Raw genomic sequence first — 12,615 nt, forward strand, 5'->3', positions numbered from 1 at the left:
AATGAAACTGCTCATCAAAAACGGTCTGGTCGTGAACGCGGACCGCTCGGAATACGCGGACGTGCTCATCGAGGACACCGTGATCAGGGAAGTGGCCCCCAACCTCGGCGCGGGGCCGGACTACCGCACTCTCGGCGCAAAGGGCCTCATGGTCATCCCCGGCGGCATCGACCCGCACACCCACCTGGAGATGCCCACCCCGGTCACCCGCACCGCCGACGGCTTCGACAACGGCGGCCGCGCCGCCCTGTCCGGCGGAACCACCATGGTCATCGACTTCATCAACCCCAAGTACGGCCAGTCCTACCTGGAGGCCTGCGACATCTGCATGGAGCGCGCGGCCAAGGCCACCTGCCACTACTCCTACCACGCCACCGTGACCTGGTTCGACGAGCAGGCCGCCAAAGAGCTGCGCGTCCTGGCCGAGGAACGCGGCGTCAACTCCTTCAAGCACTTCACCACCTACAAGGGCTCGCTCATGCTCGAGCCCGAGCAGATGCTCGCCAGCTTCGCCCTGGCCCGCGAACTGGGCGCGCTCTGCACCGTGCACGCCGAAAACGACGAGATCATCACCTACATGCAGCGCAAGCTCCTGGACAAGGGCATCACCCAGCCCCGGGGACACGTCCTGTCCCGCCCGCCTATCGCCGAGGGCGAGGCCACCTACCACGCCATCGCGCTCGCCAAGATCGCGGGCGCGCCCATCTACATCGTGCACATGAGCTGCGAGGACGCCCTGCACGCGGTCATCCGCGCCCAGGCCACGGGACAGGAGGTCTACGCCGAGTCCCTGTGCGGCCACCTGCTCCTGGACGAGTCCGTGTACTTCAACGATGACCCGGAAATCGCCGCCCGCTACGTCATGAGCCCGCCCTTCCGCTCCGCCGAGCACCGCGAGGCCCTGTGGCAGGGGCTCGCCGACGGCCACATCCGGGTCATCGGCAGCGACAACTGCACCTTCACCCAGGCCCAGCGCAACCTCGGCCTGGACGACTTCACCAAGATCCCGAACGGCGCGCCCGGCCTGGAAGACCGCATGCGCATCGTCTTCAGCGAAGGCGTGGCCAAGGGCCGCATCACCCCGGAACAGTTCGTGGCCGTGACCTCCACCAATGCCGCGAAAATCTACAACATCCACCCGCGCAAGGGCGTTATCGCGCCCGGCGCCGACGCCGACTTGGTCCTCTGGGACCCGAAAAAGCAACACACCGTGTCGGCCAAGACCCACCGCCACGCCATCGACTACAGCATATTCGAAGGCATGACCTTCACCGGCTCGCCCGTCATGACCATCCTGTCCGGCGACGTCGTCTTCGAAAACGATCGGGTCACCGCCCAACCCGGCCAAGGCCAATTCATCCCCCGCCCCCCGCGCCAACGCATCCCGCCCTGCCACAGCTAGGCGGCGACGAAAAAAGGCCGGGTGCGCTGACGCGCACCCGGCCTTTTTTTTGCCTCCGGCGGCCAGAGGGGGAACCTCTTGGAAGAGGTTCCCCCTCTGGACTCCCCCTCCAGAACTTTTTATCGCCGCCTTCGGCGGAATCCGTGCGGGCGCGGGGGACGTCGTTTTGAAATGAAAACCAATCGGCGTAACTCTCCCCGCGAAGCGGAAACAAAAAGTTTCGGAAGGAAAGGGGAAAGGGGGAAAGGGAAGCCCTTTTCAAAGGGTTCCCTTTCCCCCTTCCCCCGGCCGCCGGAGGCTATTCCAAACCGTACTTCTTGATCTTGCGGTACAGCGTGGCGATGCCGATACCCAGTTTTTGGGCCACGCGTTCCTTGGCGGCCTTGGTACCGGTTTCGTCGCCGAAGGCTTTGAGGGCCTGCTGGATGAGGGTTCGTTCCATGGTTTCGAGGTTGTAGTCGGCGTATTCGGACTCGTGCATGCCGGAGCGGACCTTGAGGGGCAGGGTCTCGCGGGTGATGACGGCCGGGGAGTCGACCACATTGGCCACGTATTCAATGGAGTTCTGGAGTTCGCGGACATTGCCGGGCCAGTGGTATTCGCTGACCGCGGACCAGAAGGACTCCTTGATGGTCAGGATTTCCTTGTCCAGCCGGTCCATGCTCTGTTCGAGAAAAACCTTGGACAGCAGGTGGATGTCGCGCGGGCGCTCACGCAGGGGCGGGATGTGGATGGGGATGACGTTGAGACGGTAGAAGAGGTCTTCGCGGAAGGTGCCGTTGTGGACCATCTCTTCGAGGTTGCGGTTGGTGGCCGAGACCACGCGCACGTCGATGGCCGTGGGCTGGGTGGAGCCGAGCCGGGTGACCTCGCGCTGTTCCAGGGCGCGCAACAGCTTGGCCTGGAGATGCAGGGGCATGTCGCCGATCTCGTCCAGGAAGAGTGTGCCGCCGTTGGCCTGTTCGAACCGGCCCATCTTGCCCTTGGGGTTGGCCCCGGTGAACGCCCCGCCCACGTAGCCGAAGAGCTCGCTTTCGAGCAGGGTCTCGGGGATGGCCCCGCAGTTGATGGCCACGAACGGCCCCTCCTTGCGGCCGCCCTCCTCGTTCAGGGCGCGGGCCACGAGCTCTTTGCCGGTGCCGGACTCGCCGGTGACCAGGACCGAGGAGTTGGAGTCCGCGAACCGGGCCACCTGTTCCTTGAGGGTGACGATGACGTCCGAGGTGCCGAGGATGGCGTCCAGGCCAAGGCGTTCGTGGGAGGATGCCAGGCGCAGGGCGTCGTCGTGCATGAGCTGGGCGTCGCGGAACATGAACATGCTGGAGCTCTCGCCGTGCTGGAGGCGGTACTCGTTCCCGGCCACGTCGTGGGACCGCCCCTGGAGGCTGACCGTGTATTCGGTGTATTGGAGCAGGCGGGTTTCGCCGCGCAGGAGTTCGACCTTGATGGCGTCCTGGCCTTCGAGGGGGAAGTCGAGGATCTGCTGGGCGGCGCGGTTGGAGCGGACGATGCGCCCGTCCGGGGCGAGCAGGAGTACGCCCTCGTCCACCTTGTCCACCACGGTTTCGAGCAGTTGGCCCAGCGCCAGGCTGCGGGCGTACTCCATGGACTCGACCACCTTGGAGGCCAGGATGTCGGCCATCTGGGCCAGAAAGTCGAAGAAGACCTCGAAGTTGTCCTGGATGTGGGCCTTCTGCTCCTCGGTGAAGCAGACGAATCCGATGACCCCGACCACGGTGCCCCTGTACAGGATGGGCGTGCTCATCTCGAAGGTCTCGTCGCAGGACTGCCAGTTGGGGCAGTCGGCGCAGAACTCGGAGAAGCCGGGCTCGCGGATGACCAGGGGCCGCCCGGTCTTGAGCACCTGCCGGTACACGCCGCTGGCCGAGGACATCTGCTTGCCCACCAGCCCGGAGAACCGCCCGGTCCCGGCCACGCGGTAGAGGTTGCCGTCCACGATCTCCACGTCCACCCGCAACACTCTTGATATGACCGCCGCGTACTTGGCCGCGGCCCCGCTGATCTCCCACAGGTCCTGGGGCACGTTCTCCACGTTCACTTCCATTGCGCGTTCTCCGATGGGGCACCATCCCCGGTATCAGAACGATACTGTCGTTGCGCCACAACCATTGTGGCAGGGCCGCAACAACCCGGCATCGTGTCGTTTTCGCTCGGCGGCTCGGCAAGACGGCCGCCGGTATCAAAATGAAAACACTTGTGACATAATCGTAATCACTCTGGGGTTCAAGCAATATCGCGCATTGCCGCCCGGTGAAACCGGTGCAATAATTTACAAATAACATACTGATATTAAAGGTTATATCAAAAAAATACCAAAACGGTAAAAAATCTCGCAGCGCCCTCCAGGCTGGCACGGTATCTGCTTTAACGGGGCATCACCTCAAACCACACACACTATGCAAACACAACAAACAACACCCTTCGTCATCCTGGCAGGCGCCGTGGAACGGTTTTCCTACCGGCTGAACTACGTCCTGGAGCGGCTCTGCGCCCTGCTGGTGGCCGGGATGATCGGCGTGGTCTGGTTCGGGATTCTCGAACGCTACGCCCTGGCCCTGGGGGTCACCTGGACCGAGGAACTGGCCCGCTACATCATGATCTGGGCCGCGCTCCTGGCCGTGCCCTGCTGCGCCTACCGGCGCGAGCACATCGGGCTGGACCTGGTCTTCTCCCGGCTCCCGCTGAACTTACAGATGCCCGCGCGCATGGTCCTCGACCTGCTCGGCCTGGGTTTCTTCCTGTTCCTGACATACTACGGCGTGACCATGGCCAAGGGCGGGGCGAACCAGTACGCGACCATCTTCGGCATGACCATGTTCCTGCCCTTCACCGCCGTACCGGTCACCGCCGGACTCACGGCCGTCCAGATCGCTGCGGTCATGATCCGCGACGCGGCCGGGATCACCCCCTTGTTCACCAGGAAGGAGGCCGCCTGATGCTGACCGTCGCCATCATCTTCTTCGGCCTGCTGCTCGTCGGCGTGCCCATCGGCTTCGTGCTCGGCATCGCGGGCGTGGCCGGCCTGGTCCAGGTGGGCGGAGACAACTTCCTGGTCATGGCCCCCAAACGATTCTTCGAGGGGCTGAACCTGTTCACCTTCATGGCCATGCCCTTCTTCATCCTGGCGGGCGAGATCATGAACCGCGTGGGCATGACCCAGCGCATCGCCAACCTGGCCGACGCCCTGGTGGGTTACCTGCGCGGCGGCCTGGCCCACTCGAACATGCTCGCCTCGGTGCTCTTCGCGGGCATGACCGGCGCGGCCGTTTCCGACGCGGCGGCCTTCGGCAACACCCTGGTCCCGGCCATGGTCAAGCAGGGCTATTCCCGGCCGTTCGCCTGCGCGGTCACCGCCGCGGGTTCGATCATCGGACCGACCATCCCGCCGTCCAACCTGATGGTCATCTACGGGTCGCTGGCGGGCGTGTCCATCGCCGGGCTGTTCGCGGCGGGCATCCTGCCCGGCCTGCTTATCTGCCTGGTGTGCATGGCCCTGATCGTGGCGCTCGGGCGCAAGCTCGGCCTGCCCAAGAAGGAAGGCAGCCCGTCGCTTCGTGAGATTCTCTTCGCCTTCAAGGGGTCGCTGCTCGCCCTGATCATGCCCGCCATCATCCTGGGCGGCATCCTGGGCGGCATCGTCACCCCCACCGAGGCGGCGGCCATCGCGGTCTTCTACGCCCTGTTCGTGGGCGTGGTCATCCACCGCAACCTGACCTTCAACGACATCGTGGAGATGCTCATCCGCACGGCCCGGATCACCGGCGTGGTCTTCCTGATCATCGCCTCGGCCTCGATCCTGAGCTGGTGGATGACCTTCATGCAGATCCCGCAGCAGATCGCGGACGCCTTCCTGTCCCTGTCCACCACCCCGTGGATGGTCAAGGCCATGATCCTGCTCCTGCTCCTGGGCATCGGTATGTTCATGGACATCAACGCGGCGCTGATCATCCTGACGCCCATGCTCGGCACCCTGACCCAGGCCATCGGCATGAACCCGGTGCACGCGGGCGTGATGATCGTCCTGACCCTGAACATATCGCTCATGACCCCGCCCGTGGGGGCCTGCATCTTCGTGCTCTCCTCGGTCACGGGCGAGCGCATAGAGCGCATCAGCGCTTCCCTGTGGCCGTTCATACTCGTGGAGGTGGGCGTGCTCTTCCTGACCACCTTCTGGACGGACCTGGCCATGTTTTTCCCCAAACTTCTGCTCGACATGTAGCGGAACAAACCATGAGAGGATCCTATGAGAATCGGTAAGAAACTGACTGTCCTGATCGCCGTGGCGGCCTTGATGCTGTGCTCGGCCCAGGGTGCGCTGGCCGCCAAGGTCATCAAGATGCACCACCTGAACAAGAACGGCGCCTTCGACAACCCGTCCGGCGCGGCCGCCGTGGTCTTCAAGAACCTGGTCGAGTCCGGCACAAACGGCGAGGTCCAGGTCCAGATATTCCCCAGCGGCCAGCTCGGCAAGGACGCCGAAGTGGTCCAGCAGGTCAAGGACGGCATCATCCAGCTCGGCGTGCACTCCGTGGGCGCGGTGGGCAGCGTCTACCCCATGATCTCCGTGCTCGACGTGCCGTTCGCCTTCCCCAACCACGCCGTGGCCTACGAAGTCTTCGACGGTCCCTTCGGCAAGAAACTGGCCGGCGACATCTCCGCCAAGACCGGCATGAAGTGCCTCGGTTTCTCCGACTCCGGCGGTTTCTTCCAGTTCACCAACTCCAAACACCCGATCAAGACCCTGGAAGACATGAAGGGCCTGAAGATCCGCACCATGGGCCTGGACACCCACAAGATGCTCGTCTCCTCCCTGGGCGGCCAGCCCGTGTCCATCGCCTGGTCCGAGGTCTACACCTCCCTGCAGACCGGCGTGGCCGACGGCCAGATGAACCCGGTGCCCATCGTCGAGTTCGCCAAGCTGTATGAGGTCCAGAAGTACCTGACCATCTCCAACCACCTGTTCGCGCCCCACGTCTGGCTGATGAACATGGACTTCTACAACTCCCTGACCCCGTCCGAGCGCCAGGTCGTCGAGAGCGCCGCCAAGACCGCCATCGTGGTCTCGCGCGGCATCGCCAACGCCATCGAGGCGTCCGACCGCGGCCTGCCCTTCCTGTCCAAGAAGATGGAAATCTACACCCTGCCCGAGTCCGAGAAGGAGCGCTTCCGCGCCGCTTCCCAGCCGGTCGTCATGAAGTACCTCGAAGAGCACTTCGGCGCCGAGGGCAAGGACATGCTGAACTCGTTCCTGGAAGCCATCAAAGAGGCCTCCAAGTAACCGGCCCAAGGCTTGAACGCCGGGCGGCGGGACCACCCCGCCGCCCGGCCATCACAACCGCAAGCAAAGACATGAACAAGACACCCCGGCCCGATCACATCACAGGAATGCGCTGCACCATCTGCGGCAAGACCTACCTCCCCGGCGAGGTGGACTACGTCTGTCCGGACCACGGCAACGAAGGCATCCTGGACATCGAATACGACTACGACGCCATCGGGCGACGAATTTCCCCCCAGAGCCTGGCCCAGGACAGGACATGCAGCCAGTGGCGCTACCGCCCGCTTTTGCCGGTCCTGCCCGACACCCCGGCTCCGGCCGCGAGCGTGGGCTGGACCCCGCTCTACGAGACCGGCCGCCTGGCCAAATCGGTCGGTCTCGGCACCCTGTACGTCAAGGACGACTCCCGCCAGCCCACCGGCTCCCTCAAGGACCGGGCCAGCGCCCTGGCCGTGATGAAGGCGCGCGAGGCCGGCGCGGATATGATCACCACCGCCTCCACCGGCAACGCGGCCGCCGCCCTGGCGGGCATGTGCGCGGCGAGCGACATGGCCTGCACCATCTTCGTGCCCCGCTCGGCCCCGAGGGCCAAAGTAGCCCAGCTTTTGGCCTACGGGGCCAGGGTCTTCCTGGTGGACGGCAGCTACGACGACGCCTTCGAACTGTGCCTGAAGGCCGCGAGGGAATACGGCTGGTACAACCGCAACACCGGCTTCAACCCGTACATGGCCGAAGGCAAGAAGACCGCCGCCTTCGAGATCTGCGAACAGCTCGGCTGGCAGTGCCCGGACGCCGTGTTCGTGGGCGTGGGCGACGGCTGCATCATCTCCGGCCTGCACAAGGGGTTCATGGACATGTTCCGGCTGGGCTGGATCGACCGCCTGCCCCGGCTCATGGGCGTCCAGGCCGAGGGCAGCGACTTCCTGTACCGCTGCTGGAAGGAAGGGGCCGACCCGGTGACCTTTCCGGCCATCCGGGCCCACACCGTGGCCGACAGTATTTCCGCGGGGCTGCCCCGCGACCGCCGCAAGGCCCTGGCCGCGGTCAACGGCACGGGCGGGGCCTTCCTGCGCGTGTCCGACGAGGCCATCCTCGCGGCCATCCCGGAACTGGCCCGCGCCAGCGGCGTGTTCGCCGAACCCGCCGGAGCCTCGCCCCTGGCCGGGCTGCACGCGGCCCTGGACCGGGACCTGGTGGCCGGGGACGAGACCTGCGTGCTGCTCGTGACCGGCTCCGGGCTCAAGGACGTGGACGCGACCATCAAGGCCTGCGACGCCGAGCCCCCGGTCATCGCCCCGACCCTCGGCGCCCTGGAAGACGCCCTGGACAACACTACGCGAAACCAAGAATCATAACTGATAAAGGACGGACAACCATGCTTGACCTGACCATCAACCCGCAGGGCCTGGAAAGCGCCGTGGCCTGCGCGCGCGAGAAGAATATCGTCATCCCCACCCTGGAACAGATGTGCCACCCGGAGAAGATTCCGGCCGCCGTCAAGGAGAAGTTGGGCTCCGTGGGGCTGTGGGACCTCAACCCCCTGAACCTCTTCCGCATCACCTGGAAGAACGAGCCCGCCGTGAGCGGCGGCACGTATGCGGGCGTGAACCACATCGAGTTGCCCTCCTCCCTGACCGGCGTGCCCGCGCGCATCGTCATGCTGGTCGGCAAGTGGTTCCCCACCGGGGCCCACAAGGTCGGCGCGGCCTTCGGCTGCCTGGCCCCGCGCCTGGTCACCGGCCAGTTCGACCCGCGCAGGCAGAAGGCGGTCTGGCCGTCCACCGGCAACTACTGCCGTGGCGGGGCCTACGACTCCAACCTGCTCGGCTGCGAATCCATCGCCATCCTGCCCGAGGGCATGAGCCGGGAGCGCTTCGACTGGCTGTCCCAGGTGGCGGGCGAGACCATCAAGACCCCGGGTTCCGAGTCCAACGTCAAGGAGATCTTCGACAAGTGCTGGGAGCTGCGGAAGAGCGGCGACGACATCATGATCTTCAACCAGTTCGACGACATGGGCAACTACCTGTGGCACTACACCGTGACCGGCCGGGCCATGGTCGAGCTGGTCGAGTCCCTGACCGACGACGCGGACAAGCGGTTCAAGGGCGTGGTCCTGTCCACGGGCTCGGGCGGCACCCTGGCCAGCGGCGACTACCTCAAGCAGCAGTACGCCCACGTCAAGGTGGCCGCCTGCGAGGCCTTGCAATGCCCCACCCTGCTGAACAACGGGTTCGGCGCGCACCGCATCGAGGGCATCGGCGACAAGCACGTGCCCTGGGTGCACAACGTGCGCAACACGGACATGGTCATCGCCGTGGACGACGAGGTGCCCATGAACCTCATCCGGCTGTTCAACGAGCCCGCGGGCGTCAAGGCCCTCAAGGAGCACGGCGTGCCGGACGAGATCGCCGACAACCTGCACCTGCTGGGCATCTCCTCGGTGGCCAACATGATCTCGGCCGTCAAGTTCGCCAAGTACTACGAGTTGGGCGAGGACGACGTGGTCCTGAGCGTGGCCACGGACTCCATGGAGATGTACCAGAGCCGCCTGGCCGAGCTGACCGAGGATAAGGGCGCATACGGCGAAAAGGACGCCGCCTATTCGCGCGGCATGTTGGCCGCCACGGCCATCGACAACATGGAGGAGCTCGGCTACTACGACCGCAAGCGCATCCACAACCTCAAGTACTACACCTGGATCGAACAGCAGGGCATGGCCTTCGAGGACATCCAGGCCCAGTGGTACGACGAGAACTACTGGAAGTCCGTCCAAAAGCTGGCCCCCGAGGTGGACAGGCTGATCAACGAATTCAACGCTCGCACCGGTCTGCTCGAAGGCTAGGAGGGCGACATGCCGAACAAGGAAAAATACTGCAACCTGAGCGTGGCCCTGTGCCAGGAGCTGGTCTCCCTGCCCAGCGTGTCCGGCGAGGAGAACGACGTGGCCAGGGCCCTGGCCGCCGCCATGGAGGCCAACGGCTTCCACAAGGTCACCGTTGACCGCTACGGCAACGTCCTGGGCCGCATCAAGGGCAACAAGCCCGGCCCGTGCATCCTGTTCGACGGGCACATGGACGTGGTCCCCGTGCCCGACCCGTCGGCCTGGACCCAGGCCCCGTTCGGCGGGGACATCGTGGACGGCAAGGTCTACGGCCGGGGCACTTCGGACATGAAGGGCGCCCTGTCCGCCATGGTCGGGGCCGCCGCCTGGTTCGCCAAGGAGACCAGAAGCAAATTCGCTGGCGAGGTCTGCGTGGCCGGCGTGGTCCACGAGGAGCTTTTCGAGGGCATCGCCGCGCGCGAGATATCCCAGGCGGTCAAGCCGGACTTCGTCATCATCGGCGAGGCGTCCGAGCTGAACCTCAAGATCGGCCAGCGCGGCCGCGCCGAGATCGTGGTCGAGACCATGGGCGTACCCGCCCACTCGGCCAACCCGGACGCGGGCGTCAACGCCGTGCACCTGATGACCGACCTGATCCGCGAGATCGCCGACATCGAGGAGCCCGTCCAGGACGTCCTGGGCAAGGGCATCTGCGTGCTCACGGACATCAAGTCCACGCCCTACCCCGGCTCGTCCGTGGTGCCCAGCGGCTGCCGGGCCACCTACGACCGACGCCTGCTGGTGGGCGAGACTCCGGAATCGGTCCTGGCCCCCATCAACGAGGCCATCGCCCGGCTGTCCGCGGCCAACCCGGACTTCAAGGCCAAGGCGTACTTCGCCAAGGGCCGTGAGAAGTGCTATACCGGCGTGCACATCCAGGGCGAACGGTTCTTCCCCGGCTGGCTGTTCGACCAGGACGCCCCCTTTGTGGCCGCCGCCCTGGCCGGGCTGCGCGGCGCCGGACTCGAACCCGGCCTGTCCCATTACTCCTTCTGCACCAACGGCTCCCACTACGCGGGCGAGGCGGGCATCCGCACACTCGGCTACGGCCCGTCCCGCGAGAACCTGGCCCACACCATCGACGAACACATCGAGGTGGACCAACTGCACAAGGTCACCACAGGCTACAAGGCCCTCATCGAGGCCCTGCTCGCCTGCGAGTAACCCCCGAGGAATCGGCATGAGCATCCGTATCGAAAACGCCCGCATCATCGACGGCACCGGCAGCCCGGCCACGCCCGGCGCCGTGCGCGTCGAGGACGGCGTCATCACCCACGTGGGGCCGACGGCGCCCGAAGCGGCCCGGACCATCGACGCAAAGGGCCGCGTGGTCTGCCCCGGCTTCATCGACACCCACTCACACTCGGACCTGGTGGTCATGGAGGACCCGTTCATCCAGCCCAAGATCCGCCAGGGCGTGACCACGGAAATCCTGGGCCAGGACGGCATCTCCATGGCCCCCCTGCCCAAGCGGCACATCCCGGCCTGGCGCAAGAACCTGAGCGGCCTGGAGGGCGAGTCCGAGACCCTGGACTGGACCTGGGAGACCACCGACGGCTACCTGTCGCGCCTGGAACAATCCGGCGCGGGCACCAACCTCTGCTACCTGGCCCCGCACGGCAACGTGCGCATGGAGGCCATGGGGTTGGACGACCGTCAGGCCAATCCCGGCGACCTCAAACTGCTCCAGGCGGTGCTTCGGCGCGAACTGGAGGCAGGGGCCTTCGGCCTGTCCACCGGGCTGATCTACCCGCCCTGCACCTACGCGGACAAGGCCGAGATGGAGGCGCTCTGCTCGGTGGCCGCCGAGTTCGGCCGCCCGCTGGTCATCCACCAGCGCAGCGAGGCCGACACCATCCTCGAATCCATGGCCGAGGTCCTCGACATCGCCCGCAACACCGGCGTACACGTGCACTTCTCCCACTTCAAGATCTGCGGCAAGTACAACGCCGACAAGTTCGAGCGCGTCCTCGGGCTGCTCGACCGGGCCGCCGAAGAGGGCCTGAAGGTGACCATCGACCAGTACCCCTACGTGGCGGGATCGACCATGCTCGGGGCCATCCTGCCCCCGTGGGCCCACGCGGGCGGCACGGACAAGCTCCTGGAGCGTCTCGCCGACGAGAAATCCCGTGCGCGCATGCTCCGCGACATCCGCGAGGGCATCCTCGGCTGGGACAACTTCGTGGCCTTCGCGGGCGTGGACGGCATCTTCGTCACCAGCACGCGCACCGAGGCCAACGGGGACGCCGTCGGCAAGACCCTGGTCCAGCTCGGCGAAATGCGCGGCAAGCCGCCGCTGGAAGCCGCCCTCGATCTCCTGTTCCAGGAGGAAAACGCGGTCGGCATGGTCGACTTCTACGGCCTGGAGGAGCACATCAAGGCGTTCATGGCCCGCCCGGAAATGAACGTCTGCACCGACGGCCTGCTCGGCGGCACGCCCCACCCGCGCACCTACGGGGCCTTCCCCCGCGTGCTCGGCAAATACGTGCGCGAGGAAAAGGTCATGCCGCTCGAAACCGCCATCCGCAAGATGACCGGCAAACCGGCCGAGACCTTCCAAATCGACAAACGCGGCCTGCTCAAGCCCGGGTACCACGCCGACATCGTCCTGCTCGACCCGGACACCGTGCGCGACAACGGCACCTACACCGAACCGCGCCAACACCCCACCGGCATCGACCTGGTCATGGTCAACGGCACCGTCCTCCACGGCCCCACCGCAGAGGACACCCCCACCCCGCCCGGGCGGGTGCTCAGGCTGAGCAGGTAAGAATGCCTCCGGCGGCTGAGGAAGGGAAGGAAACCCTTTGAAAAGGGCTTTCCTTCCCTTCCCTCAGGCCCCCATCCCCTTCCTTTCCTGAACTTCTTGTGCCGCTTCGCGGATGTGCGAGCGCGTAAAATCGCCTGTTTTTTTTACTGACGATTCATCTAGCCCGAAGAAAGCAAAGCGACGAGGCACGACTTCGCGCCAACCTCCGCACGCGCACATGCGCCTACAAAAGGTTTAGAAAGGGAGAGGGGAAACCTTTTCCC

At 65.5% G+C, this 12,615-nt stretch carries 9 protein-coding genes; 8 read left to right on the forward strand and 1 reads right to left on the reverse strand.

Annotated elements, in window-relative coordinates:
• Position 1 precedes the first annotated feature (1 nt).
• Positions 2–1,402, forward strand: a complete 1,401-nt coding sequence (gene hydA / locus V8V93_RS17135; RefSeq protein ID WP_338667846.1) for a dihydropyrimidinase — start codon at positions 2–4, stop codon at positions 1,400–1,402.
• A gap of 298 nt (positions 1,403–1,700) precedes the next feature.
• Here hydA and V8V93_RS17140 read toward each other — a convergent pair whose 3' ends face one another.
• Entirely contained in the window at positions 1,701–3,467 is a 1,767-nt protein-coding gene (locus V8V93_RS17140; RefSeq protein ID WP_338667847.1) for a sigma 54-interacting transcriptional regulator, read from the reverse strand.
• A gap of 397 nt (positions 3,468–3,864) precedes the next feature.
• Between V8V93_RS17140 and V8V93_RS17145 the strand changes: the two genes are divergently transcribed.
• From V8V93_RS17145 to V8V93_RS17175, 7 genes are all read left to right on the forward strand, one after another.
• The gene (locus V8V93_RS17145) at positions 3,865–4,359 is read left to right on the forward strand and encodes a TRAP transporter small permease (RefSeq protein WP_338667848.1); all 495 of its coding nucleotides are present in this window, start codon (positions 3,865–3,867) and stop codon (positions 4,357–4,359) included.
• On the forward strand, positions 4,359–5,642 hold the full coding sequence (locus V8V93_RS17150) for a TRAP transporter large permease (RefSeq protein ID WP_338667849.1): 1,284 nt from the start codon (positions 4,359–4,361) through the stop codon (positions 5,640–5,642). The genes V8V93_RS17145 and V8V93_RS17150 overlap by 1 nt, the downstream gene beginning before the upstream one ends.
• 24 nt (positions 5,643–5,666) lie before the next feature.
• Complete coding sequence (locus V8V93_RS17155; RefSeq protein WP_338667850.1) at positions 5,667–6,701, forward strand: DctP family TRAP transporter solute-binding subunit; 1,035 nt, start codon at positions 5,667–5,669, stop codon at positions 6,699–6,701.
• Between the two features lie 71 nt (positions 6,702–6,772).
• Positions 6,773–8,056: a threonine synthase gene (gene thrC, locus V8V93_RS17160; RefSeq protein WP_338667851.1), complete on the forward strand. Its 1,284-nt coding sequence runs from the start codon at positions 6,773–6,775 to the stop codon at positions 8,054–8,056.
• A 20-nt stretch (positions 8,057–8,076) separates the two neighbouring features.
• Positions 8,077–9,543, forward strand: a complete 1,467-nt coding sequence (locus V8V93_RS17165) for a pyridoxal-phosphate dependent enzyme (RefSeq protein ID WP_338667852.1) — start codon at positions 8,077–8,079, stop codon at positions 9,541–9,543.
• Positions 9,544–9,552: 9 nt separating this feature from the next.
• Positions 9,553–10,746, forward strand: coding sequence for a YgeY family selenium metabolism-linked hydrolase (locus V8V93_RS17170; protein ID WP_338667853.1), 1,194 nt, complete (start codon positions 9,553–9,555; stop codon positions 10,744–10,746).
• A 16-nt stretch (positions 10,747–10,762) separates the two neighbouring features.
• Entirely contained in the window at positions 10,763–12,352 is a 1,590-nt protein-coding gene (locus V8V93_RS17175) for an N-acyl-D-amino-acid deacylase family protein (protein ID WP_338667854.1), read from the forward strand.
• Positions 12,353–12,615 lie beyond the last annotated feature (263 nt).

Origin of the sequence: Pseudodesulfovibrio sp. 5S69 (assembly GCF_037094465.1) — a bacterium.
Taxonomy (GTDB): Bacteria; Desulfobacterota; Desulfovibrionia; order Desulfovibrionales; family Desulfovibrionaceae; genus Pseudodesulfovibrio; species Pseudodesulfovibrio methanolicus.